Source organism: Massilia sp. PAMC28688, from assembly GCF_019443445.1.
GTDB lineage: Bacteria > Pseudomonadota > Gammaproteobacteria > Burkholderiales > Burkholderiaceae_D > Telluria_A.
Map to the genome: position 1 here is coordinate 61,084 of NZ_CP080378.1, position 24,580 is coordinate 85,663.

The 24,580-nt window shown below is 60.5% G+C and carries 23 protein-coding genes, 1 tRNA gene and 1 pseudogene; 10 read left to right on the forward strand and 15 right to left on the reverse strand.

Translation table 11 applies throughout. The annotated features are described in order from the left end of the window. Window positions 1-416: 416 nt before the first annotated feature. From KY495_RS23950 to KY495_RS00210, 3 genes and pseudogenes are all read left to right on the forward strand, one after another. Window positions 417-1,589: pseudogene (locus tag KY495_RS23950) on the forward strand (type VI secretion system Vgr family protein). 39 nt (window positions 1,590-1,628) lie between these two features. After that, the gene (locus tag KY495_RS23955) at window positions 1,629-3,203 is read left to right on the forward strand and encodes a type VI secretion system Vgr family protein (protein ID WP_229518445.1); all 1,575 of its coding nucleotides are present in this window, start codon (window positions 1,629-1,631) and stop codon (window positions 3,201-3,203) included. An 8-nt stretch (window positions 3,204-3,211) separates the two neighbouring features. Further along, window positions 3,212-4,438 carry a LysM peptidoglycan-binding domain-containing protein gene (locus tag KY495_RS00210; RefSeq protein ID WP_219881791.1) on the forward strand — a complete coding sequence of 409 codons (1,227 nt, stop codon included), beginning with the start codon at window positions 3,212-3,214 and terminating at the stop codon, window positions 4,436-4,438. A gap of 7 nt (window positions 4,439-4,445) precedes the next feature. Here KY495_RS00210 and KY495_RS00215 read toward each other — a convergent pair whose 3' ends face one another. Genes KY495_RS00215 through KY495_RS00230 form a run of 4 tightly spaced genes read right to left on the reverse strand, consistent with a single transcriptional unit; the run spans window position 4,446 to window position 7,422 of the window. After that, on the reverse strand, window positions 4,446-5,045 hold the full coding sequence (locus KY495_RS00215) for a plasmid pRiA4b ORF-3 family protein (protein WP_219879845.1): 600 nt from the start codon (window positions 5,043-5,045) through the stop codon (window positions 4,446-4,448). 51 nt (window positions 5,046-5,096) lie between these two features. Next, complete coding sequence (locus tag KY495_RS00220; protein WP_219881792.1) at window positions 5,097-6,668, reverse strand: IS66 family transposase; 1,572 nt, start codon at window positions 6,666-6,668, stop codon at window positions 5,097-5,099. Between the two features lie 29 nt (window positions 6,669-6,697). After that, the gene (tnpB, locus tag KY495_RS00225) at window positions 6,698-7,045 is read right to left on the reverse strand and encodes an IS66 family insertion sequence element accessory protein TnpB (RefSeq protein ID WP_119784802.1); all 348 of its coding nucleotides are present in this window, start codon (window positions 7,043-7,045) and stop codon (window positions 6,698-6,700) included. Continuing rightward, entirely contained in the window at window positions 7,042-7,422 is a 381-nt protein-coding gene (locus KY495_RS00230; protein ID WP_229518289.1) for a transposase, read from the reverse strand. The genes tnpB (KY495_RS00225) and KY495_RS00230 overlap by 4 nt, the downstream gene beginning before the upstream one ends. Before the next feature lie 55 nt (window positions 7,423-7,477). Here KY495_RS00230 and KY495_RS00235 point away from each other — a divergent pair, with 55 nt between their 5' ends. Together KY495_RS00235 and KY495_RS00240 are read left to right on the forward strand one after the other, a co-directional pair. Continuing rightward, window positions 7,478-8,368, forward strand: coding sequence for a M23 family metallopeptidase (locus KY495_RS00235; protein ID WP_229518659.1), 891 nt, complete (start codon window positions 7,478-7,480; stop codon window positions 8,366-8,368). Further along, complete coding sequence (locus tag KY495_RS00240; protein ID WP_219881794.1) at window positions 8,365-9,213, forward strand: hypothetical protein; 849 nt, start codon at window positions 8,365-8,367, stop codon at window positions 9,211-9,213. Before KY495_RS00235 ends, KY495_RS00240 begins: the two co-directional genes overlap by 4 nt. Before the next feature lie 440 nt (window positions 9,214-9,653). Here the strand turns inward: KY495_RS00240 and KY495_RS00245 are convergent, their stop codons facing one another. The 8 genes from KY495_RS00245 to KY495_RS00280 all read right to left on the reverse strand — a co-directional run bounded on the left by KY495_RS00245 (window position 9,654) and on the right by KY495_RS00280 (window position 17,809). Continuing rightward, on the reverse strand, window positions 9,654-10,028 hold the full coding sequence (locus KY495_RS00245) for a hypothetical protein (RefSeq protein WP_219881795.1): 375 nt from the start codon (window positions 10,026-10,028) through the stop codon (window positions 9,654-9,656). Between the two features lie 582 nt (window positions 10,029-10,610). After that, window positions 10,611-10,701 (reverse strand) — tRNA-Ser (locus KY495_RS00250). Window positions 10,702-10,854: 153 nt separating this feature from the next. Continuing rightward, on the reverse strand, window positions 10,855-12,150 hold the full coding sequence (gene serS, locus KY495_RS00255; RefSeq protein WP_219881796.1) for a serine--tRNA ligase: 1,296 nt from the start codon (window positions 12,148-12,150) through the stop codon (window positions 10,855-10,857). A 145-nt stretch (window positions 12,151-12,295) separates the two neighbouring features. Continuing rightward, complete coding sequence (locus tag KY495_RS00260) at window positions 12,296-12,496, reverse strand: hypothetical protein (RefSeq protein WP_219881797.1); 201 nt, start codon at window positions 12,494-12,496, stop codon at window positions 12,296-12,298. A 134-nt stretch (window positions 12,497-12,630) separates the two neighbouring features. Next, a complete protein-coding gene (locus tag KY495_RS00265) occupies window positions 12,631-13,935 on the reverse strand; it encodes a replication-associated recombination protein A (RefSeq protein WP_219881798.1) in 1,305 nt (434 codons plus the stop codon). Between the two features lie 75 nt (window positions 13,936-14,010). After that, the gene (locus KY495_RS00270) at window positions 14,011-14,718 is read right to left on the reverse strand and encodes an energy transducer TonB (protein ID WP_219881799.1); all 708 of its coding nucleotides are present in this window, start codon (window positions 14,716-14,718) and stop codon (window positions 14,011-14,013) included. A 15-nt stretch (window positions 14,719-14,733) separates the two neighbouring features. Next, on the reverse strand, window positions 14,734-15,366 hold the full coding sequence (gene lolA, locus KY495_RS00275) for an outer membrane lipoprotein chaperone LolA (protein ID WP_219881800.1): 633 nt from the start codon (window positions 15,364-15,366) through the stop codon (window positions 14,734-14,736). Window positions 15,367-15,454: 88 nt separating this feature from the next. Next, complete coding sequence (locus tag KY495_RS00280; protein WP_219881801.1) at window positions 15,455-17,809, reverse strand: DNA translocase FtsK; 2,355 nt, start codon at window positions 17,807-17,809, stop codon at window positions 15,455-15,457. 179 nt (window positions 17,810-17,988) lie between these two features. Here KY495_RS00280 and trxB point away from each other — a divergent pair, with 179 nt between their 5' ends. The 3 genes from trxB to KY495_RS00295 all read left to right on the forward strand — a co-directional run bounded on the left by trxB (window position 17,989) and on the right by KY495_RS00295 (window position 20,303). Then, entirely contained in the window at window positions 17,989-18,945 is a 957-nt protein-coding gene (gene trxB / locus KY495_RS00285; protein WP_219881802.1) for a thioredoxin-disulfide reductase, read from the forward strand. A gap of 7 nt (window positions 18,946-18,952) precedes the next feature. Then, window positions 18,953-19,624, forward strand: coding sequence for a Smr/MutS family protein (locus tag KY495_RS00290; protein WP_219881803.1), 672 nt, complete (start codon window positions 18,953-18,955; stop codon window positions 19,622-19,624). A 73-nt stretch (window positions 19,625-19,697) separates the two neighbouring features. Then, on the forward strand, window positions 19,698-20,303 hold the full coding sequence (locus tag KY495_RS00295) for a trimeric intracellular cation channel family protein (protein ID WP_219881804.1): 606 nt from the start codon (window positions 19,698-19,700) through the stop codon (window positions 20,301-20,303). Window positions 20,304-20,327: 24 nt separating this feature from the next. Here the strand turns inward: KY495_RS00295 and KY495_RS00300 are convergent, their stop codons facing one another. From KY495_RS00300 to KY495_RS00310, 3 genes are read right to left on the reverse strand one after another with little or no spacing between them, the layout of a single operon-like run. Further along, entirely contained in the window at window positions 20,328-21,875 is a 1,548-nt protein-coding gene (locus KY495_RS00300; protein ID WP_219881805.1) for a tryptophan halogenase family protein, read from the reverse strand. 17 nt (window positions 21,876-21,892) lie between these two features. Beyond that, the gene (locus KY495_RS00305; RefSeq protein WP_219881806.1) at window positions 21,893-22,576 is read right to left on the reverse strand and encodes a DUF6445 family protein; all 684 of its coding nucleotides are present in this window, start codon (window positions 22,574-22,576) and stop codon (window positions 21,893-21,895) included. Between the two features lie 3 nt (window positions 22,577-22,579). Continuing rightward, entirely contained in the window at window positions 22,580-23,425 is an 846-nt protein-coding gene (locus KY495_RS00310) for a VPLPA-CTERM sorting domain-containing protein (protein WP_219881807.1), read from the reverse strand. A gap of 481 nt (window positions 23,426-23,906) precedes the next feature. Between KY495_RS00310 and KY495_RS00315 the strand changes: the two genes are divergently transcribed. Further along, window positions 23,907-24,197 carry a hypothetical protein gene (locus KY495_RS00315; RefSeq protein ID WP_219881118.1) on the forward strand — a complete coding sequence of 97 codons (291 nt, stop codon included), beginning with the start codon at window positions 23,907-23,909 and terminating at the stop codon, window positions 24,195-24,197. Then, window positions 24,197-24,538, forward strand: coding sequence for an IS66 family insertion sequence element accessory protein TnpB (gene tnpB, locus KY495_RS00320; RefSeq protein ID WP_219881119.1), 342 nt, complete (start codon window positions 24,197-24,199; stop codon window positions 24,536-24,538). The genes KY495_RS00315 and tnpB (KY495_RS00320) overlap by 1 nt, the downstream gene beginning before the upstream one ends. The last annotated feature ends 42 nt before the right edge of the window (window positions 24,539-24,580 follow it).

The window sequence follows — 24,580 nt, forward strand, 5'->3', positions numbered from 1 at the left end:
AGAGGCGCGCGGCCCACTACGACACGTCGCACCAGGACTCGGCCGAAAATCATGCAGTGATATTCGTGCTGATCTGTGCGAACCCGGGAAAGGTTACAAATTAATCACTATTGTTGATGCGAAACTCTTTATAATATGAATTAGACGCGTACCGGCGGGGCAATGCCTCGCCGTCAAAAGGTTTTAACTGCGTCCAACTTTAACGATGTCAATCAATATATTTTTGCAACGCCACGGGAATCACACAACAACATGGTCAAGAGCGCGCCGCACAAGTCCACACTCACTAACACGCTGACCTGATGGATATCCTTTCCGAGGATTCCGCCCTGGGCCTGTTTGGAACCGGGCTTAGTCAGCATTCCCGCCTAGTCACCCTCGCGAGCGCCCAAGGCCGCGCCCTGCCCGAATCCCTCATGGCAGAAAAGTTCAGCGGCCGCGAGGCGGTCAACGAACTGTTCGCCTTCGACGTGGACGCGCTAAGCGTCTCGACCGACCTCGACCTGGATATCTTCATTGGCGAAGAACTGACCATCGCGCTGCTGCAGCCCGACGGCAGCCGGCGCGCATGGCACGGCCTGTGCACGCAAGCGTCATGGATGGGGGCCGACGGCGGCGTGGCGCGCTATCGCATGCGCCTCGAACCGGCATTGGCACTGCTGCGCTATCGGCGCGACAGCTACATTTTCCAGCACAAAAACACGCAGGAGATCATTACCGAGCTGCTGTCCGATTACGGGCAAGTGCGATTCTAGTTCGACGTCATGCAAGAGCTGGCGCAACGAGAAATTTGCACCCAGTACCGCGAGAGCGATCTCGAATTCCTTACGCGCCTGCTTGCCAGCGAAGGCCTAAACTGGCGCTTCGAACATGACCAGGCCGGGGACGACGACGAAGGAGGCGATGGCCAGGCCAGGCACCGATTGGTCATCTTCGACAGCAAAGCGAAGGCCCCGGCCACTCCGGGCGGCGACACGATCCGGTTTCACGGCGTGCGTGCCACCGACAACGACGACGCGATTAACGAGTTACGCGCCAAGCGCCAGGTTCAAGCCAACGCCGTCAGCATCAGCAGCTGGGACCCGTTCCAGCTGGTTGCGCCCGCGGCTGAGCAGACTTCCAACGTGAATTCGGGAGAACTGCCGGCGCAGGAAATTTACGACGGCAGCGGCGAACGCATCGCCAGTGACAGCGGGTTAGCCAATCTCCATAGCCTGCTGATGCTGCAAGCGCTCGAACTTGACAACAAGATGTTCGAAGGTGCCGGCTCGGTGCGGCGACTGGCCGCCGGCCATGCATTCGCCCTGACACAGCATGAACGCTATCCAGACGCCGCCTTCAAGGTGCTGTCCGTCAGCCATGAAGCGCGCAACAATTTTCAGTCGCAAATCGCGACAGTGCCCGATACGGGCCTAGAAGCGGGTACCTATCGCAATAAATTTACCTGCGTGCCCGATGTTGTTCCTATCGTCCCGTGCATGATGACCGCGCCCGGGGCCAGCACAGCGCTCGGCCCGCAGACGGCCATGGTGGTCGGACTGGGCGATTCGATCTCGACGACGGTGCGCGACCATCACGTAAAAATTTAGTTCGCGTGGCAGCGCGGGCACGCCGCCAATGCTGGCGGCATGGGGCACAACACCGACACGAAGGGTAGTGCTCCAGGAGACGAAACGTCGGGCACCTGGGTCCGCGTGGCAGAAGCGCTTGCCGGTCCGAACTGGGGTTCGCAGTTTACGCCGCGCATAGGCACTGAAGTGCTAGTCGATTTTATCGAAGGCGACATGGACCGGCCGATCGTCGTCGCTCAGCTGTATACCGGATCCGATGCGCCACCTTTCGCCGCCGGTATCGATTCGGCCGCCAACCACGCAGGCGTGCTCTCTGGTATCCATAGTCATAACTTCGATGGTCACGCGTTCAACCAGTGGCAGCTCGACGACACGCCGGGACAGGTACGCACGCGCCTGGCGACCAGCACCGCGGAAACGCAACTCAATCTTGGCTACCTGATTGCGCAGGCGCCATCCTCCGCCCATCGCGGCGCCTATCGCGGCAGCGGGTTCGAGCTGCGCACCGACGCCTGGGGCGTGGTGCGGGGGGGCGCGGGCGTGCTGCTGTCGACCACGGGTCGCTACCAGATTGGCAGCGGCATCGACTCGACCCAGCTCGATGTCGCCGAGGCGGTCTCGCTGTCAAAGGGCGCCCGTGACTTGGGCGAGCGCCTTGCAGAAGCGGCGGCGCAGCAGCAGGCGCTGTTCAGCGAGGACGCGGCTAAGGCGCACGACGAGTTGATCGGGCAGATCGATCCGATGGCAAAGGGCAAGCATGAAGGGGAGCTAAACGGACAGGATGTGCTCAAGGCTAAAAGCGGCGAGCGTGACCTCGACGCCGAACAGCCGGTGGAAAAATTTGCAACGCCGATCGTGCTGATGGAGGGTCCCGCCAACATCAACTGGGCAACGCCGGCATCGACGGTGGTTTTCGCCGGAGAGCAGATGCAGTGGACCACCCAGTCGGACCTGCACCTCGCGGCGGCGCACACGGTGTCGTCAGTTGCCGCGAACGCGGTTAGCCTGTTCACGCACGCTGGTGGCATTCAGGCGTTCGCGGGCAACGGGCCGGTGTCACTGGAGGCGCACTCTGATCAACTGGAGATACTGGCGGATAAGGCAATCACGGTTATCTCAGTGAACGATAGCATCCAGATCAATGCCAAGGAAAAGATTGTGCTGCAAGCCGGGCAATCGTCGATCACCCTTGAGGGCGGCAATATCACGTTTGCGTGTCCCGGCAATTTCACTGTCAAGGGTGGCACCCATGTGTTCGACTCCGGTGCTTGCAATCCCGCAGTACTGCCAGGCCAGCCGACACTGCTGAGAAAATTCGCCCCAATTAAGAAAGACAAGCCGGGCCCGCACGAAATTACCGTGATGGGCTTTAGCGCCGAGGGCGAGGCACTTGAAGGGGCGCTGGTGCAGTTCTTTGACATGGACGAGGGCGCCACTTTTGCCGAGCGCGAGGTAGCCGGCAGCGGCCTGTCGGAGGTGGTGACTGCGGCCACAAGCCAAGCATACCGCGCCCTGATCGGCTATGAAGGCTGGTCCGCCCAGTTCGACAATGCCGACGATGATGAGGACGAGGAAGTCGAGCAATACGAAGCCGGCGTGCTTGAAGAAGACCGTGATACTGAACACTTGTAGGAAAACGGATGCGTATTCATAAAGTAGAAAAGCACGACACGCTGTGGAAGTTGGCCAAGTATTATTCGACCACGGTGGACGTCATCGGCCGGCTGAATGGCCTGAAGGGAACCCAGCTGCACCGTCTGTCCATCGGCCAGATGCTGCGCATCCCCGACGCGAACAGTGCTAAGCCTGACGCCGAGCTGAAGGTTAAGTTTCGCAGCATGGACTTCAAGACGATTACCCCAAAAAAAGTCAAGGTCGAGCACGACGGCAAGGAGGAATGGCATGTCATGGACAAGGCCGACCACCTGCTGCTGTCGATCCAGGATCATGCCCTGGGCCTGAAGGTATGGGTAGAAAACCTGAACAAAGAGATGGAGCAGGTGCTTTCCCACGAGATTCTACCCATCGGCAAGTGGAATGTGTTCATTGATTCGCGCAAGGTCAAGGCCGACGGCGCCTTGCAGCCAAAGCGCGGCGCGCCGGCGTCCAGTGCAGCCCGGGTCAAGGCTGTCACCTCTCAGAACGCCCAGCTCAAACAAGGGCAGGCCGCCGAGGAACAGACGCGGGTCGAGGCGGGCAAACCGGTGCACGCGGTCGCAACTATCTACACCTCGGCTAACCTGCGCCTGCCGCCGGTGAACGAAAAATACCGTGAACTGATCATTGCCGCAGCCGAGGCGCATCAGCTCAGCCCGCAGTCCCTGGCCGCGATGATCAACATCGAAGCTGCCAAGGCGCGCAGGGGGCCCAACAAAGGCGAGTGGCTGGAACAATCCAACGCCCATGATTCATCGCTAGCGCAGGGTCTGGCCCAGTTTTTCCCGGCCGGCTGGACCGATGTCAGCAAGGATCCGTCCTCGCTGCTTCACAAGGAATGCGGCAACCTTAACAACGGTGCCCTAATGGCTAAGCGCAGGGTTGCGCGCTATGCCATCGATGGTGCCGCGACCTACGCCCAGATCAATCTGCGCAATTTTTCGAGGCAGTCCCGCTATCCCGTCGATGCACTTCCCCCGGAAGACAAGGCCAAGGTCGCCTACATCTTGCACCATGACGGGCTGACGGGCACTATGATGCTGGTTGGCCTGGAGCCCCCGATGTCCAGGACCAGGGCGCGCAACAAGCTGATCGGACAGTTGGGTGGGGACGCGGAAAAGGCCGATCGCATCATCGCACAGTACGATGGGAACTCTTTCAACGCGTACCGGGGCTGGCTGTTCGTAAGCGTGGCATCAGTACCGTCTTGACGCCCGCTTACTTCCGGCCCCAGCCATTCCAAGCCATGCGCAGCAGCGTCGCGTTCGCCATTCGCTGATCGAAGGCCTCTGCGTCGAAGCTGCCGCCCACCCATCTCAAATAGTCCTTTGCTTCCTGGCTCTTCGGTTCGTCCCGCAGTGTCGTGAGGAAGTCGTCGTAGCCGCCGATGCCGCCGACGTCTTCAGGCGGGCATGCGCGCTTGCCATCGATGATATAGGCACTGCCCATTGGCTCTGGACGTTGCTCAATTTTTTCGACGTGAATTTCATGCTGCCAGCTGTCCCCGAAATCGTATTGGTAGGTGAAGCGCTGGCCGGTGTACAGCAATCGATTCAGCTTTCCTTTTCGGTCATCGAACATTTCCTCGTCGCTGTCGTAGCTGCCCTCAAGAACATGCTCGTTGTCAAGCATGCTGTAGGTGCGGCCCTCAACACGAAACTCATGAAGATGGGCGTCGGTCCAGCCAAACGCGGCCTGGATGATGTGATGAAGCGCACGCAAGCTGAGGTCGCCGTCGACGACGATACGGCGCCAGATTGGCGGCGTGATGTCTGCGATGCTGATGCGCAAAGTGATGACGATATTTTTCTTGGCCATGAGAGTTTCGTTCAATGCGCGCAATTACCATCACCGGATGTGACGTTACAACTACGCGCTGACAGTGCTCAGTTTATCAGCCAGATTCCACGGCAACAAATCTTCAACCCGATTGACCGGATAGTCGGCGATGTGGGCCAGCACATGGCGTAGATAAGCCTGCGGATCGATGCCGTTGAGCTTGGCGCTGACGATCAGCGAGTACATCGTTGCAGCGCGCTCGCCGCCGCTGTCTGCGCCCATGAACAAGAAGTTCTTGCGGCCAAGGCAGCAGGTTCTCAACGCGTTCTCGGCGATGTTGTTGTCGATCTCGGCCAAGCCATCTTCGCAGTAGTACACCAGCGCCTGCCACTGATTGAGCAAGTAGTTTATGGCTTTCGTAGTGTCGGACTGGGTCGATAGTGTGAGCAGCCGTGCCCGCAACCATACTTCAAAGTCGTCGAGCAAAGGCCGCGCTTGTGCTTGCCGTATTCGCTGTCGATGATCAGGCAGCTGGCCGCGGATCTGTTCTTCGATTGCGTACAGTTCGCCGATCCGCCGCAACGCTTCTGTCGTTGTCACGGTCGCCTTGCGCGCATGCAGATCATGGATCTTGCGTCGCGCATGCGCCATGCACGCTGCTTCGCGCACGCGGCCATCGGCGAAGATTTTATCGTAGCCTGGAAACGCGTCGGCCTGTAGAACCCCAGTGAAGTTGGCCAGGTGCGACTGTGGATGCTGGCCTTGGCGATTCGGCGTATAGGCGAACCATGCGGCCGGCGCCGCAGTCGAGCCGGAGCGCCTGTCGTCGCGCACGTAGACCCACAGGCGTGCTGTCTTGGTTTGGCCGTTCCCCGGCGCAAGCACAGGCATCGGCGTGTCATCCGAATGGATCTTGCCGGGCTGGAGCACGTAGCGCTGCAGTGCGTCGACCAGGGGGCGCATCAGGGCCCCGCACGCACCTACCCAGCGCGCCATCGTGGAACGATCAAGCTCGACGCCGTCACGTGCGTAGATGGCGGACTGGCGGTACAGTGGCAGATGGTCGGCGAACTTGGCGACGAGTATGTGCGCCAGCAAGCCTGGTCCTGCGATGCCGCGTTCGATGGGGCGGCTAGGCGCTGGCGCCTGCACGATGTGATCGCAGCAGGCGCATGCCTTCTTGCGGCGTATATGCCGAATTACCTTGAAGGCCGAATCGATGAGCTCAAGCTGCTCGGATACATCCTCGCCCAAGGGCTTGAGTTTGCCACCGCATTCGGAGCAGGCCTGGTCCGGCGGCTCAATGATATTGTCTTCGCGCGGTAGATGCACCGGCAGCGGCTGGCGCGCAACCTTGCGCGCGTGCGCAGCGGGCAATGTCGCTTTCTGCTCGCCGGCGCCATCCTCGGCAATGAGATCCTCCAGCCGCGTTTCCAGCAGTTCGATCTTGCGGTCGAGCTTCTCGGACTTGCGGCCAAACTGCATTCGCTTGAGCTTTGCCAACTGGAGTTTGAGCTGCTCGATTTCGAGAGAGCGGACATTGAGGGCCTGCTCCAGCGTCGTGACGGTATCGCGCAGTTGTTGCACTTCGCCGTCGCGCTGCAGCAGCAGCGCTTTTAAGGCTTCGATATCGTCGGGAAGTGAGGTAGGGCTGGAAGGCATGCGCGCAGTTTACGCGCATGTTTAAACGTTTACAACACCGACATGAGGGGCGCGGTGCGTTCGGGCTGTTTCCAGTTGATGCCTTCGAGGAGCATCGACAGTTGGGCCGGCGTCAGATGGACCTTGCCGTCGGTTGCTTGCGGCCAGACGAAGCGGCCATGCTCGAGGCGCTTGGCGAACATGCACAGGCCATCGCCACTGGACCACAGCAACTTGATGACGTTGCCGCGCCGACCACGGAACGCGAACACGTGGCCGCTGAATGGGTCGTCCAGCAACGCACTCTCCACCTTGGCCGCCAGGCCGTTAAAGCCGCAGCGCATATCCGTGAAGCCTGCAGCGATCCAGATACGTGTGCCCGCCGGCAGCCCGATCATGGTCGCAGACTCTGGAAGATCGTTCTGAGCAGCGCAGCGTCGACGCCCTCGTGAACACGCACGACCGCGTCGGCGAAGATGATCTCGACCGTGCTCAGGTTGGCGGCAGGCGACGCCGCTTGGGCGATCACCGCCGGCGCCACCATCAACGGAGTATCCGCAATAACGACCGGCAGCAACGTTGTGCTTGCGTCCGGTATATTGTCAAAGAGACCTGCGCGATACTCGCGGCGCCACTTGAACACCATGTTGGCGTTGACGCCGTTGGCCATCGAAAGCTTCGAAACCGACACCCCGGCTTCGCACGCCGCAGCGGCAAGGCGCCGCTTGAACTCGACCGGATAGTTCGGCCGCCCTTTCCGGTTTCCCGGCTTCATTTCAGTATCCAAAGTAGTTCCCATCATAAAAGTAGTGGGAACTACTTTGGCGGGCATGCCTACTTGCGTCCAGACGGTGCTGGCGTCACGCTTACGGCTGTTCTCTTACTGCGATGCGGGACTGGACGTCAACAGCTATATCGTCAAGGATGCAGCGCTGTTCGCCAAGGCGCCACGCTCCATTGCCGACATTTTCGCGTTCATGGCGTCGCAACCGCGCGTGCCGCGTCCAGCTCCGCGCAAAGGCGCGGCGAAGGCCAAGCCGGCACCAGCGGCCGCAGCCAACCCGGCAGCGGCAGCGCCCAAGCCGCCGTTGGCGGCTGCGCCTGCTCCTGCGCCTGCTGCCCCTGCACCGGCAACCCCTTCCCCTGGGGCTGCCGCGCCAGCCCCAGGGGCGATGCCGGCGCCGCAGTGGCATGATCCGCTCGACGTGTGCACCATCCGTAGTGCGGGCCTAGCCAGCGTCAACGGCGCCAAGTTTGGCATGGTCCGGAATGGCGGCACCAAGGCTCACCAGGGAATCGATCTGATTGCGGTGCCCGGCACTCGCATCTACGCCGTTGCCGATGGCCGCGCCGTTGCTGTCCCGCAGGCGAACGGCAATGCCTATGGCAATACACTGGTACTGAAGGTGGGGATCGACGATTTACCAGACTTCCAGCGAACCAAAGTGCTCGCCTCCATGCCCAATGCCACGTTTGTCTATTTTTATTACGCCCACCTCAACGAGATGATCGACGGTCTCCCGTTCCGCAACGTGCAGGCAGGCGATATTATCGGAAAGACGGGCAATTCCGGTAATGCCACCAATATGGTCACGGTCGCGTCCGGAGCACATTTGCATTTCGAAGTCAGGAAAGTTGCTGCCATCCCCAAGACACCGGGCCAGCCTTTAATTAACCGGGTTAATCCCCTGCCCTATATTGTGAATTGTACAAACGCATGAAAACACTGAGCTCTTCCCACTTTGCCCTTCCTTGCCTGGCTCTGTTGCTACTCTCTGGTTGTTCTCAGGCCAAGGAACCGGTTCCGCAGGCGGCCAGCCCAGAGACGAGGCGACAAGCAAAGGACGTCGCGGCCGCGCCCCAAAATCCCGGCGAGGTGGCCGAACGAGCGGGTCACGCTGCTGTTGAACAGGCTCGCGCCGGCATTGACGACAAGAAGCGCTGGTCGTACGTGGTCATGGAATCGGATGCCACGGCTGAAGAGGCGGACACGCTGGTCATGCCGCTGGTGAAGGCGGCCCAGTTCGAGATGCGGCTGCAGCCCAAGGATGGCCATATCGTCTTTACAAAGCCTGGCATCAAGCATGTCTTCAAGCTGGCCGGCCCTCCGGGCTTGAAAGGTGACATTTGTCCCAACTACAACGTGCGGGTACTAGATGCGTCTCGTGACCATGCTGTATTTCGAAAGGTGTGTATTCCCTTCGAATATTCACGCGACCGCGTTTTTATGAGCAACCAGTTCTTTCTGTACGACGTGCAGACGGCCACCGTACGCACTCTGTGGACCGCCATGCGCGACCAAAAGGGTGACCGCATGCCCGAGGCCGATCCGCCGATCACGGTCAAGATCACGGCGAGCGGCTATCGTTTCGACTGGGCCGGCGTGCATCCGGGCGAAGACGGGCCGGTCAAGATGAATATTCGCAACGTTTACACGCGCCAGAAGGTCGGCAAGCCCGACGCAAGCCTGTCGTGTGCCGATCTTAATTTTCCCGGCAAGGAAGGGCTGGAAAGTGAAAGCTGCCAGACCGGAATCCTGACGCTGGTGGAAAAGACGCCCAAGTAGGGGCAGTACCGACCCGCACGCGGGCAATGGCTGCGCCACTCCTGATCGGAACGCCAGGGACCGTTCGTTTGATTAGTACCGGTCAGCCCCGATTGCAGTGGTCAAGAATTTCGGAGACATCAATAGGTTGTTGTTCTGCCATTTTCCGTTCGTAGACGGTGGGCGGCAGATTGCCCAATGCTGAATTCGGTCATTCGCAGTTATAGAAGCTGACGATGAAGCGGGCCTCCTTTTGCAGCTGCTGAAGAAGCTGGTAGCTCATTTCAGTTCGCGAGCAAAGAAGGCCGACGCCTTTTTTAATATCTCAACATCTCCTTTCAGCTGGCGGTTTTCCTGCTCCAGTCGTCGGATACAAAAATGACGGCAGGGTCACGATCATCACCACGGGAAAAAACTGATTTTCTGGCCGGCCCCGAATTCACGCTCGCCGCGCTACCCTGTCAATGCAATGAGGTTACAGAGGGGAAATTCCACCCAGCAGTGATTAGGTCGTCCCAATCCACAGGATCATACCCGTATGAAGCCTCATATTTCCCATTTGCAAGAAAATTCAATTTGCACATCGTGAAAGGCTGTTTGCCTCCTTCTGCCAAGTGCTCCTGCAGTCTTCTCATCCAACCATCGAGATCTTGAAAAACCGGAAGTGCTTTCTCACGAGTAACCCCATCCTGAGAAATGAGATAGCTATTTCCGAACTCGCTCTGTTCACCTTCCACATAATAAGTGATCATCAACTCACGCCAACCTGGTTCAGCAGCCGATATTGCGCGATTTGCTATTTCTTGAATTATTTGAAATTGATCAATTTTATTCATCAAAGCTACCTAGTTGATTGAGGGACGAACGCACTCGTGGCATACCGTCTTCACACTATAACTGACTCTAAATGCATCCGGGCGTTGCGTCAAATTGGCTTTGTCGAAAATAGCCTCAAAATTTGCACTCACAGTATTCCCTTTATTGCTGAGATTTCTAAGTTTATTTTCAAGTCGTTTGTACGCTCCGCCGTTGAGATTTGGCACGGTTCATCGGGGTCGGTGCCGACATCTCGACACCGATTCATCGGGGTCGGTGCCGACATCTCGACACCGATTCATCGGGGTCGGTGCCGACATCTCGACACGAACTCAGCGCTACGCCCGAATGGCTTGCGATATGCGGACGAGTGGTTGTTCTATCGTGCAAGTTGCGTTAAGGAATTTTGATTTTTGAAGCTCCCTCCGGGAGCTTGAGGGGAAAGGGGCGGAGAGCGGCGCCTCAGGCGCCCCGCCGCGAAGCGGCGGAAGATGGGCGATTCGGAGAGGGTTGCCCCGGCACGGGGCAACCCTTCGAATCCCACCCTTCCGTCCAGAGCAAAAAAAAAGGACACCCGCAGGGGTGTCCTTTTTTTTTGCTTCTGGCGGAGAGGGTGGGATTCGAACCCACGGTAGGGGGAAACCCTACGCCTGATTTCGAGTCAGGTACATTCGACCACTCTGCCACCTCTCCGGTGATTCATTTGAACTCTTGGCCAGCTGGTAGCTCAAGGGTGGTCTTCAAATTCTGTTCGCTTGCTGCTGCGAGGACAGAATTATAGCAAAGCCCCGCTAAAACGGAAGAGGAAAAAGCCAAAATCCCAAAAAATTTTTGCCGCCGCGAAAATCACGCCGCTGGCGCCAACTTCTCCAGCCCACCCATATACCCCCGCAACACCTCTGGAATCACCACACTGCCATCTGCCTGCTGATAATTCTCCAGCACCGCCACCAGCGTGCGCCCCACCGCCAAACCCGAACCATTCAGAGTATGCAGCAACTCCGGCTTGCCCTGCGCATTGCGGAACCGCGCCTGCATGCGCCGCGCCTGGAACGCCTCGCAGTTCGACAGCGACGAAATCTCACGGTAAGTATTTTGCGCCGGCAGCCACACCTCCAGGTCATACGTCTTGGTCGCCCCAAAGCCCATATCCCCCGTGCACAGCGACATGACGCGATACGGCAAGCCCAACCCCTGCAGAATCGCCTCCGCATGCCCGACCATCTGCTCGAGCACATCATAGGAAGTATCCGGGTGCACAACCTGCACCAGCTCGACCTTGTCGAACTGATGCTGGCGAATCATGCCGCGCGTGTCGCGCCCGTAACTGCCCGCCTCGGAACGAAAACACGGCGTGTGCGCAGTGAACTTAAGCGGCAGCTGGTCAGCCGCAACAATCTCGTCGCGCACCAGGTTGGTCAGCGATACTTCTGATGTGGGAATGAGATAGAAATGCTCGCCCTCGCCTTCCGCGCCGCCTTTCTTCACAGAGAACAGATCGGCTTCGAACTTGGGCAGCTGGCCCGTGCCGCGCAGCGAATCGGCATTGACCATGTAAGGGGTATAGCATTCGGTATAGCCATGCTCGCCCGTGTGGGTGTTGAGCATGTACTGCGCCAGCGCGCGGTGCAGGCGGGCGATGCCGCCTTTCATGACGGAGAAGCGCGAACCGGTCAGCTTGGTAGCCACGTCAAAGTCCAGCCCCAGCGCCGCGCCCACGTCCACATGGTCGCGCACCTCGAAATCAAAGGTGGGCGGCGTGCCAACCTTGCGTACTTCCACATTGCCGCTCTCGTCCTGCCCTTCCGGTACCGAGGCATGCGGCAGGTTGGGCACCGCTTCCATGAAGGCGGCCAGCTTGCCCTGCACTTCGGTCAGTGCGACTTCGTTGGCCTTGAGCTCGTCACCCAGGCCGCCCACTTCCGCCATCACGGCCGTGGTATCTTCGCCTTTGCCCTTGAGCATGCCGATCTGTTTCGACAGCGAGTTGCGCTTGCTTTGCAGCTCTTCAGTGCGGGTCTGGATCGCCTTGCGTTCCGCTTCGAGGGCGTTGAAGGCCGCCACGTCGAGCTTGAACTTGCGCGTTGCCAGCCGCGCCGCCACTGTGTCGATGTCTTTGCGAAGAAGTTGGATGTCTATCATGGTCACATTGCCGCTATGTCGAAAGCGCAATTGTACCAAGCCGACAGCCACTTCCGGCGATTTGCATCAGGTATCCCCGAGGCCGCGCTCGCCTGCGCGCACTGCTGTTACTGCCCTGCTGTTACTGCGCTGCTGCTTGCTGCTCTTACAGGGCGGCCTTCTCGGCTGCCGTCAGGCGCTTGGCTTTCACTTCCACCGTCTGCACCGGCGCTTGATCGACCACGCTCACGTAGGCAGCCGGCGCGGCAATTTCAACCACCGGTACTTCGGCCGTGGCGTAGGCTGCAAAGGTCGACAGGAAGGCGGCTGCGACAAAGATGCCTTCGAGGTTTTTAGGTGCTTTCATGATGCTCTCCTTGGGTTAAAGTCAGTTGGTATGGTTGAACTTTAACCCTCATCTCCCGCACCTTCCACCGGCTTGCGATGAAGCGCCGAAAACACGGGACAGGATGCAGAAAAGTGCGCACGATGTGCGCTGCCTCAGCCTTTGCGCGCGTCGTCGTCCAGGCTGCGCAGCCAGGCCAGCTTTTCAGCGATCTTGGACTCGATCCCGCGCGGCACCGGCTCGTACCAGCGCGGCTCGGCCATCCCGTCCGGCAGGTAGGTCTCCCCGGCCGCGTAAGCGTTCGGCTCGTCATGGGCGTAGCGGTATTCGTGGCCGTAGCCGAGCTCCTTCATGAGCTTGGTCGGGGCGTTGCGCAGGTGGACCGGCACTTCGCGCGACTTGTCCTTCTTGACGAACGCGACAGCCCGGTTGTAGGCGTTGTAGCCGGCGTTGCTCTTGGCCGCCATGGCCAGGTAGATCACGGCTTGCCCCAGCGCCAGCTCGCCTTCCGGCGAACCCAGCCGCTCGTAGGTGGCGGCGGCATCGTTGGCGATCTGGATTGCGCGCGGGTCGGCAATGCCGATGTCTTCCCAGGCCATGCGCACGATGCGCCGCAGCATGTATTGCGGATCGGCCCCGCCGTCGAGCATTCGGCACAGCCAGTACAGGGCCGCGTCCGGATGCGAGCCGCGCACCGATTTGTGCAGCGCCGAGATCTGGTCGTAGAAATTGTCGCCGCCCTTGTCGAAGCGGCGCGAGTTGAGCGTGAGCGCATTGTCGACAAACTCGCCCGTCACCCGCGTCACGCCCGAGGTGGCGGTCGAGGTCTTGGTTTGTTCGAGCAGGTTCAGAAAGCGGCGCGCGTCGCCGTCGGCATAGCCAATCAGGGTCGCCACGGCCACGTCATCAAACGTCAGGTGGCCCAGGCCATGCTCCTGCGCCCGCTGCAGCAGCTGCAGCATTTCGGCGTCGCTCAAGGCTTTGAGCACGTACACCTGGGCCCGCGACAACAAGGCGGAGTTCACTTCAAAGGACGGGTTTTCCGTGGTGGCGCCAATCAGCGTCACCAGGCCCGATTCCACAAACGGCAGCAGCGCATCCTGCTGCGACTTGTTGAAGCGGTGGATTTCGTCAATGAATAAAATCGTGTGCTTGCCGTTGGCCAGGTGGTGCTCGGCCTGCTCGATGGCGGCGCGGATATCTTTCACGCCCGACAGCACGGCCGACAGGGCAATGAACTCGCAGCCAAAGGCGTTGGCGGTCAGGCGCGCCAGCGTGGTCTTGCCCACGCCCGGCGGCCCCCACAAGATCATGGAGTGCGGCTTGCCGGACTTGAATACCAGCGCCAGCGGCTTGCCGTCGCCCAGCAGGTGGCTTTGCCCGATTACTTCGCCAATGGTTGCCGGCCGCAATGCTTCCGCCAGGGGCGGCGCAGGCTCGGTCTTGAATAAGTCGTCCATGCACAGTCTTGTCAAAGTTGAATGCGTAGTCTAGCGCATGGATACGCACGCGGCGCGCGCACACGCAAGCGAAACTCAGGAACCCTTGGCCGCTTGTGCTTTCCCCTGCCGCTTCGCCTGCACCAGCACGCGCCCGTACATGGTGTCGGTGCGCTCGCCCGGCACCGATGGGTCGGTGGCAAACTTGCAGGTCTGAATGTATTCCATGGCGGCCCTCGCCTGCAGCGCCTGGCCGTCCGCCGGCTCGGCCTTGACGGCATAAGGGGTTCCGGTTTCATTGACGAGAAAGCGCACCAGCACGCCATCGGTGCCGCTGGGGTCGCGATTGAAGCCTTCAAAGCCGGCAAAACGGCCCGATGGCGCGCAGCTGCCTGCCACCAGCGCCGGGCGGATGGTGGCAGGCCCGGTCAGGGTCCAGACAAACTGGATGGGATAGGTGGCGGTGCGGCTGTGCTCGTCCAGCCCGGCCTTGAATTTGCACTTGACGAGGGATCGCATGGCGGCCTCGTCCAGCAAGCGCCAGCCGCTGCTGCGCGCCACGGTGGCGTCGGCTATGTTGCCGGCTTCATCAATCTGGAAGTTGAGCACGGTGACGCCGTCGACTTCGTAACGCCGCGCTTCGTTGGGCCACTGGGGCGTGGTGCAGGATGCGGGCGACTCCAGCAGGCCGGCCGGGAAGGCCTTGGCCAGGGTGCGATTGGTGCGCTTGGGAACGTCGGGCGCGGCCAGCCACACCACCAGTACTACCAGGGCCGCCCCGAGGGCGATATTTTTCTTGTTCATGCCCTGCCTGGCACCTTAATTCTTGAAGACGTCAGCGCCTTTTGGAACGACAAACTTGAATTGCTCCGCACCCAGGGCGGGATTTCTTTCAAACTTGGTGAAGGTGAGAATCGAGGTCTGGCCGAACGCATCGCGCAGTTCCATGGCAGCCGGCGCGCCATTTTTCATGCCAATGCTGATTTGCTGGAACTGGCTGTCCTTGGCCTTGGGGGTGGCATTGAGCCATTCCATGCCGCCGCGGGCGCCGGCATCGGTCAACGCGAAATTCTTTTCCAGGTCGTTGCTGCCAAACAGGATGGCGGCCGGCGAGGAACCCAGGGCATCGCCCAGTTTCTTGACCGTGACCTGGTTCAGGTCCTTGTCGTAAATATACAGCTGGTCACCGTCGGCCTGCAGCAGTTGCTCGTAGGGCTTTACATAGGTCCAGATGAACTTGCCGGGACGGGCAAAGACAAAGGTGCCGGTCGACGGCTGCACGGCCTTGCCGGTATTGCTTTTCTTGACCTGGTGCTGGGTGAACTCGCCACGCGCGGCCTTGGTGCCGGCAACGAAGGATTTGAACTGGTCCAGCGCCGCGGCCTGGACACTGCCTGCCATGGCCAGGCCCAGCGCCAGGGCGCCGATCGCGGTCTTGATAAGTGTATGCATTGTTACCTTTCTTGTTGGGTAGTGCGGCACGCTGCCTCTACCGCCTCTACCGTTAACGGCTGGGCGGGCAATCCGTGCACACGAAGGTTTATTCGGCGCTGGCGGCAGGCACCAGGATGTCGCGGTTGCCATTCGATTGCATGGCCGACACAACACCGCTGTTTTCCATTTGCTCCAGCAAGCGGGCCGCGCGATTGTAGCCGATCCGCAGGTGACGTTGAACCAGGGAAATGGAAGCGCGGCGGTTCTTGAGCACCACCTGCACCGCCTGATCGTACATCGGGTCGGCCTCGCCGCCCGCTTCGCCGGCCGCACCGCCCTCGGCGCCACCCTCGCCTTCGAGCGTGCCACCTTCCAGAATGCCGTCGATGTAATCAGGCTCCCCCGTGGTTTTCAGGTGCTTGACCACGCGGTGCACTTCGTCGTCGGACACAAAGGCGCCGTGCACCCGCACCGGCAGGCCAGTGCCTGGCGGCATGTACAGCATGTCGCCCATGCCCAGCAGCGCTTCCGCGCCCATCTGGTCCAAAATGGTGCGCGAGTCGATCTTGGACGATACCTGGAAGGCGATCCGGGTCGGGATGTTGGCCTTGATCAGGCCGGTAATCACGTCCACCGAGGGGCGCTGGGTGGCCAGGATCAGGTGCAGGCCGGCCGCGCGCGCCTTTTGGGCGATGCGGGCAATCAATTCTTCCACTTTCTTGCCAACCACCATCATCAGGTCGGCCAGCTCGTCAATGACGATGACGATGGTCGGCAGCTTTTCCAGCGGTTCCGGCGAGTCCGGCGTCAGGCTGAACGGGTTGGGAATGTGTTCTTCGCGCTTGGCAGCTTCGGCGATCTTGGTGTTGTAGCCGGCCAGGTTACGCACGCCCAGCTTGCTCATGAGCTTGTAGCGCCGTTCCATTTCGTTCACGGCCCAGTTCAGGGCGTGGCCGGCCTGGCGCATGTCCGTCACCACCGGCGCCAGCAGGTGGGGAATGCCTTCGTACACCGACATTTCCAGCATCTTGGGGTCGATCAGGATCATGCGCACATCAGCCGGATCGGACTTGTATAGCAGCGACAAGATGGTGGCGTTGATACCCACCGACTTGCCGGAACCGGTGGTACCGGCCACCAGCAGGTGGGGCATCTTGGCCAGGTCGGCAATGACAGGTTTGCCGGCAATATCCTTGCCCAGCGCTACCGTCAACTGCGAAGGGCTGTCGTTGTAGAGCTTGGAGCCGACAATTTCGGTCAGGCGCACGATCTGGCGCTTCGGGTTAGGCAGCTCCAGCGCCATATAGTTCTTGCCCGGGATGGTTTCCACCACGCGGATGGAGGTCAGCGACAGGGAACGGGCCAGGTCGCGCGCCAGGCCCACGATCTGGCTGCCCTTCACGCCCGTGGCTGGTTCGATTTCGTAGCGTGTGACCACCGGTCCCGGATAGGCTGCCACCACTTTCGCTTCCACGCCAAAGTCCGACAATTTCTTTTCGATCAGGCGGCTGGTGAATTCCAGCGTTTCCACGGACACCGTTTCCTGTACCGGCGGCGGCTCGTCGAGCAGCGACAGGGGCGGCAGGCTGGAGTCGCCCGGCAAGTCCTGGAACAGGGTAGTCTGCTTTTCCTTTTGCACCCGTTCTGATTTCACCACTTCCACCACCTGCGGTTCGATCCGGATCGGCGGGGCGGCCACGTGCTTTTCCACGTGCTTGGCGCGTTCGCTCACCACCACTTCATCACGCTTGACGGCAGCCACTTCGCCCTGCCTGCGGTCTTCGCGGTCCTGGTAGCGCAGGCGGAAGTAAGCAATGGCGTTTTCGATGGCGCCGCCAATGCGCTCGGCCACCGACATCCACGACACGTGGAAAAACAGGGAAAAACCCAGCCCGAACAAGGCCAGGAACAGCAAGGTGGCGCCGGTAAAGCCAAAGGCGTCGAGCGCCGTATTGCCCAGCAGCTTGCCCAGCACCCCGCCCGGCTCGCGCGGCAGCTGCACTTTGAGCGACCACATGCGCAGGTATTCAATGCCCACGCTGCCGATGAACATGATGGTAAAGCCGATCCAGCGGATCGTCGCTTCCTGCTCGTGCTCGGCATCCACTTCGGCCTGGGTGGTGAATTTCTGGTTCAGCGAACGGTAACCCTTCCACACCAGGCGCAGGAAACACACGCACCACCACCAGGCGGAAAACCCGAAGATGAACAGCATCAGGTCGGCCAGGTAGGCGCCCGCGCGGCCGCCAAGGTTGGTCACTTTGGCCACTTCCACTTCGTGCGACCAGCCGGGATCGCCCTTGTAATAGCTCAGCAGGATCATCACGAAGTACAGGCACAGCACCGCCAGTGCGATCCAGCGCGCTTCCGACAGCAGTCGCACCACCCGGTTTGGCAGCGGCTGGCGAATGGTCTCCTTGCGGGTATAGGTCGAGGCTTGAGGTTGGGTATTCTTAGTCATTCTCGTGCTGCTTAAACTGCGATCCGCCCATTCTAAGCCATATGGCGCGCGACAGCCCATCATTCATGCTCGGACGCATCATCGTCTATAATCGCCATCTGTGATTCGTTCGGCGAAATCCCTTGATTCTTGCCACGATCAGCCCCAGTTTCTTCAAACACATTCGAGCAGACCTCTCCATGACTACTACCAAACACGCCAAAGTCTTGATTCTCGGTTCCGGCCCCGCCGGCTACAGCGCCGCTGTCTACGCCGCCCGTGCCAACCTGCAGCCTATGCTGGTCACTGGCGTGGAACAAGGTGGCCAGCTCATGACCACTACGGACGTGGAAAACTGGCCGGGCGACCCCATGGGCGTGCAGGGCCCGGAGCTGATGCAGCGCATGCTCCAGCATGCCGAGCGTTTCAAGACCGATATGGTGTTTGACCATATTCATACGGCAAAGCTCGACGAGCGCCCTTTCCGCCTGATCGGCGACAGCCAGGAATTTACCTGCGATTCGCTCATCATTTCCACGGGCGCCTCGGCCCAGTACCTGGGCTTGCCTTCGGAGCAAGCGTTCATGGGCAAGGGCGTGTCGGCCTGCGCCACCTGCGACGGCTTTTTCTATCGTGGCCAGGAAGTCGCTGTCGTGGGCGGCGGCAATACCGCGGTGGAGGAAGCGCTGTACCTGTCCAACATTGCCACCAAGGTGACGATCATCCATCGCCGCGACAAGTTCCGCGCCGAAGCGATTCTGATCGACCGCTTGAATGCCAAGGCGGCCGAAGGCAAGATCGTCATCAAGTACAACCACACGCTCGACGAGGTGGTGGGTGACGACAGTGGCGTGACGGGCGTGCGCATCAAGTCCACGGTGGACGGTACCATTACCCCATTGACCTTGCACGGCGTGTTCATTGCCATCGGCCACAAGCCCAATACCAGCATTTTCGAAGGCCAGCTGGCCATGAAGGATGGCTATATCGTGACCAAGACTGGCCTGGAAGGCAATGCCACCGCCACCAGCATCCCGGGCGTGTTTGCGGCCGGCGATGTGCAGGACCATATCTATCGCCAGGCGATCACGAGCTCGGGCACCGGCTGCATGGCCGCGCTCGACGCCCAGCGCTACCTGGAATCACTCGAGGACTAAAGGCCTTATGGCGGGAATGAAAGACTTTGGTGACCTGAAAGCCTTGCGCGAGTCGCTCAAGGAACAGGAACAGGCACGCGCCAACGAAAAAGCCGAGCGCGAGGAGCGCGAACGCGTGGCCCGCCAGGAAGCGGGCCTGTTTCGCAACGCGCTGGGCGACGTCAAGAAGCTGCCGGAATCAAACCGCTACGTTCCCAATGCCCCGCCCGGCATCAATGTCACCATCAAGCCCAAGCGCCTGCTGAGCCAGGCGGAAGACGATGCGGCCGTGCTGCGCGAGTCGCTCTCGGACCAGTTTGAAGTCGATCACCTGCTCGAAGACGATCCCAGCCTGTCATTCACCCGCGCCGGGGTGGGCTCGGACGTGGTGCGCAAGCTGCGCAAGGGTCACTGGCAAGTGCAGGATGAGCTTGACCTGCACGGCATGCGGCGCGATACGGCGCGCGACCAGCTCGGCAGCTTCCTGGCGCGTGCGGTGCAGCGCAAGCTGCGCTGCGTGTGCATCATTCATGGCAAGGGCCTGGGCTCGGCCGGCGGTGAACCGGTGCTGCGTTCCATGGTCCACAGCTGGCTGGAACAAAAACCCGATGTCATTGCCTTTTGCGCCGCCAATGTGGACGGACGCAGTCATGGCGCCGTGATAGTCCTCCTCAAAGCTGCGCTCGCCTTCAAGCAATAGCGCGCGCGTCTTCGCACTTGTGCGTGTGGCATGTTAGGCTAATAACATTCGCCACAATGCACACGGTTTTCGCATGTCTCTCATTAAGTTCATTGAAATCCTGGCGATCCTGGTGGGTGCGTTTTCGGGCTTTATCGAAGCGCGCCGCAAGCGCATGGACCTGGTGGGCGTCTTTACCGTCGCTTTCATTACCGCCTTCGGTGGCGGCACCCTGCGCGACATCCTGCTCGACCGGCGCCCCCTGTTCTGGGTCATTCACCAGGAATACGCCATCCTGATCTTCATCCTGGCGCTCATTGCCGCGCCGGCCATCCGCACCCTGCGCCAGGTCGTGTCCGAGCGCATGATCGTCATTGCCGATGCCATCGGCCTGGGACTGTTCTCCATTGCCGGCGTGGCAGCGGCGCTGGACGCGAACATGCCCATCTTTATCGCCTCCATGATGGGCGTCATTACCGGTATCTTTGGGGGCGTGCTGCGCGATATCGTCTGCAATGAAGTGCCGATGGTATTCAGGGATGGCAAGCCATACGCCATTTGCGCCTTCATCGGCAGCTGGATGTTCCTGCTGATGAAGCGCTTTGGCGCCGAGCCGGAACTGGCCTTGTGGTCCAGCGCGGCCGTGATCACGGCCTTGCGGCTGGTTACGTGGAAATTCGATATGCGGATGGGGAAATAGGCGCCCTCCCCCCGCCGCTTGCGCTTAGCGGGCGACCGCGCGCTGCTTCTGGATATATTCCCGGTGGTCGGGCGCCACGGCAATGGCGCGCTGCTGGAATCCTTCCATCGCCTGCAGGGCACGTGCGCTCGCCTCCGGGCTGATGTAGGGACTGAGATGGTTGCCCATCGCCGGCATGCGGTCCATCCCGGCCAGGATGTAGGTGTAGCTGGAGGCGCCGAACAGGCTGTTCTTTTCATCCAGGTCCGTCAGGCTTGGCAGCTTGAAAGTCCACAGGTCAAGCCGGTATGCCAGCGCGTCCGACACCTTCACATTGTTGGTGTAGTCGCGCCAGAATTCGGTATCGTCGCGGTTGGAGGTGATGTAATGAAGCTGGATGAAGTCGCGCAGCTCTTCGTAGATCAATCCCATCTTGCGGTTGAAGCGCTGTGCCAGGTAGGGGCTGGCCGGGCCGGTGGCGATATGATCGGTAAACAGGGACAGCGCCACTTCCAGCAGATAGATGCCGGTGCTCTCGAGCGGCTCCAGAAAGCCTGCCGCCAGGCCCAGTGCCAGGCAATTTTTCGACCACATGTTGCGGCGGTGGCCAATCTGCATGCGCAGCTGGCGCGTGCTGGCCTGCTCGGCCAGCGGCCCCAGGTGCTGGCGCAGCACTTCCTCGGCCCGCTCGGCGCTGGTATGGCGCGACGAGTACACATAGCCGTTGCCGCGGCGGGTGAACAAGTCGATCTCCCACAGCCAGCCGGCTTCCTTGGCGCTGGCCGTGGTGTAGGGCCGCAGCGGTCCCTGCGCATCGGCGTAAGGCAGCTGGCAGGCCACGGCGCGGTCGCACAGGAGATATTCGCCCCAGTCCTGGAACGGCTCTTCCAGTGCGCCGCCGAGCAGCACGGCATTAAATCCCGAGCAGTCGATGAAGAAGTCGCCGCCTATCTCGCCGTGCGCCTGCGTCACCAGCGCTGTAATGGCGCCATCCGCGTCACGCTTGACCTGGCCCACCGTGTCGACAATATGGCGCACACCGCGCTCCACCGCGATCTTGCGCAGGAACTGGCCGAACCGCACCGCATCGAGGTGATAGGCGTAGGGCACCGGCGCTTCGTAAGGCGCGCTGTCGTAGGAACGGGGCGCCTTCATCTCATGGCACAGGGTTGACTGCAGCGATACGGCGTCGGCGAAGCGGCGCGGCGTGGCGCCCCGGTCACACAGGGAAGTCCAGTGGGTGGCCAGGCTGAAGCCTTCGATGGCTGGCGGATTTTCAAACATGTGGAAAAATTCGCCATACCGGGTCGGCACGCCGGGCGACTCGAGCCAGTCGCGAAACAGGATGCCATGCTTGAATGTGGCATCGGTCTCGTGCAGGAATTGCCACTCCGGGATGCCCAGTGTCTGCAGGATGTTGCGGATGCTCGGCACCGTCGCTTCACCCACGCCAATGATGCCGATATCTTCTGACTCGACCACGGTAATGGCGATCGGCGCCTCGCCCTGCGGGCTGCGCAGCACGCGGTTCAGGTAGCACGCGGCCATCCAGCCGGAAGTGCCGCCACCAAGAATGACGATTGATTTGATCATGCTGCCGCTCCTGCCACTTACGGCTTTGGATGGGTATGATTGACGATAAAGCGCTGGGTCACGCGGACCCGTTCCATGTCGATGTGTTCATCGACGTGGCGGATATCGATCGAGTGAAAAACGTTGCCCGGATAGAAAACAAAGCGGTTGAACACCGGTTCAATCGTGTAAAACTTTTTCCACACCGGGTGATCATCTAATGTATAGCCAGTCGGCGCCAGCTGTTTGCTGTGCTGGTCGATGAATTGCCCGTACTGTGTCATCTGCTCGTCTGTGACCACTGCGTGGGTGCCCAGCATCTCATTGTGAAAAAAGCAGGTCCCCTCGATGCTGCCTGGTGTCAGGTAGACCAGGCCAAGTACTGGCGTGGGATCGATGTGGGGATGCTTCTGGATTGCCAGCAGATCGCCCGGCCGGGTGGTGACGATCGAAAAATCGCTGATGAAGTCTGCCGCCTGGTAGCTGCGGTCACCCAGCGCGGTGGCCGTGCGCGCCAAAGTGTGCAGCACTTCCTGCAGCTCGGCGCTGCGGTTGTTGAGCGGCGCATGCCGGCCCGGATACTGGGCCATGGCCAGGTCGTACCGGGCCGCCAGCGCCTGTGCCCGGACGGCCTCGGGATCAGCGTAAAAGTCGTCGATGATCAGCACGGGAACCCCGCGCGGATGCTCGACGCGCAGCCTGGCGTCCGGGTTGACCCGCATGGATCAGGACTGCGCGCGCTCGCGGCGCTGACGGCGCGCCGCAGCGGCCAGACCGGCCAGGCCGCCCAGCATCAGCAGGGCCGACGCCGGCTCCGGCACCTCGGCCGGATCAGCCGCCTTGGCCGTGACATCCACCGTCATGGTCAGGCCATGCAGGCGGAAATTGCCGACGGTGGCCGCGACCATGAAGTCGAACTGTCCGGTCTTTGCCAGGTTGAGCAGATCGTTGGCGCCCAGGCCGAGTTCAGCGTACAGCGCGCCACTCATGACATCGCTGGTGTGGCTGTTGTAGCTGAATACGGTATCGCGGCCGTAGGTACCGTTGCTGCGGTTGTAGCTTCCCTGGTAGCTTACCGTGGCGCCGGAACGGGTACGGTCGACGGTATCCGATGCGCTGGCCGCGCCAGAGGTCAGCAACATGCTGTCGGCAACGGTGTCGCGCGATTCCGAGTGCTGATACGCATCGTAATTGCCGTAATGGGCGTAGCCATAATAGTTTGAATAGCAGGTACGGCGGTTCAGCCAGCTGCCGCAGCTGTACGAATAGCTGCCGATGACGATACTGGTGCTGTAGCCGCCGAGGTAATGTTCGTTATATCCCGTGTAGGCGTACTGGTCGATCTGGGTATCGGAAAAGCCGTAGGCAGTCAGGGTGGCGCTGTTGAACGTGCCGCCGGACAGGCCATTGGCGGCCAGCAGGGGCGACAATGCAAACGTTCCTGCGTAACCGGCACCATTGCTCAGCAGTTCGCTCAGCGAAATCGATGCGGTGACGATACCTGCCTGGGCACTGCCGGCCATGGTGGCAACGGAAACGGCGGCGGCAATCTTTGAGATGCTATTTTTCATTGTTGGTCTGCTTCGCTGATGGGTTTATTGTTCGGCATCAATAAATATACCAAGTTTGGTGTTCGCAAGTCAACAAAAGATTAATTTTAACAACAAAAAAACTTCGAACGAAGCTTCTATTTTCTGGATTGGTTGCTGCAATTGACATACGTGAAGGTTTCAGGAGGCATTTTCGGGCGCGCGGAGCGGCACCTTTGACGGCACTGCGACATTGTGTGCAACGAGGAGCGATGGTTTTCAGGGATGGCAAGCTGTACGCAACGCGCGCTTGGGTAAGTCAGGAGCAATCCGGGACGACGACCGAACTACAAGCTGTGTCGCCTTGACCCCATGGCATTTTGTGCATGGCTGTATTGCTTGGGCAATGACGGCTGAGCTTGATGGCAGTACCAGGCACTAACAAGGTAAGCGGCCAGCCCGCCCACCTATGATTTCTCAATTCAATTAGCGACACTGCATTCCTCGAACTTTGGAGGACAGTGTGAACAACGTCGAACGCGAGCAGGTATGGAAGGAGCGGGTAGCGCAATGGCAGGCAAGCGGCCTGTCGCAACGCGCGTACGCAATTGAACAAGGTTTGCCGGTACGCCAGGTTGGGTATTGGGTTCGGCGCTTGACGAGCGCGCAGGTGCCAGCGCTATTGCCGGTACGGGTGGCCAGCGTGGCTGCGGCGGTGCCGACGATCAGCCTGCGCAATGAGCGCGGCTGGACCTTGTTGCTGCCTGGCGATGTGCCCGCCAGCTGGCTGGCCGAAGTGATGCGGGCCCTCTGATGCAGCTGTCGGCCGATGCGATCTGGCTAGCGACGGCGGCGGTGGACATGCGCACCGGCATCGACGGGCTGTCCTTGCATGTGCAGCAGGCGCTGGGGCGGCCGCCTTGCGATGGCACGGCGTATGTGTTCGCCAACCGGCGCCGCACCCGCCTGAAGATGGTCTGTTGGGATGGCACTGGCGTCTGGATGTGCCTGCGGCGCCTGCACCGTGGCCAGTTTGTCTGGCCCCAGGTCGACGACGCCTGCTGGCAAATGAGCGCCGAGCAATGGCAATGGCTGGTCGCCGGGGTGGATTGGCAGCGCCTGTCGGCACAGGCCCCGGCGCAGTGGCAACTGTGAGGACGTAGACTGTTTCGCTTGTAAACATCGTCCATGCTCTGT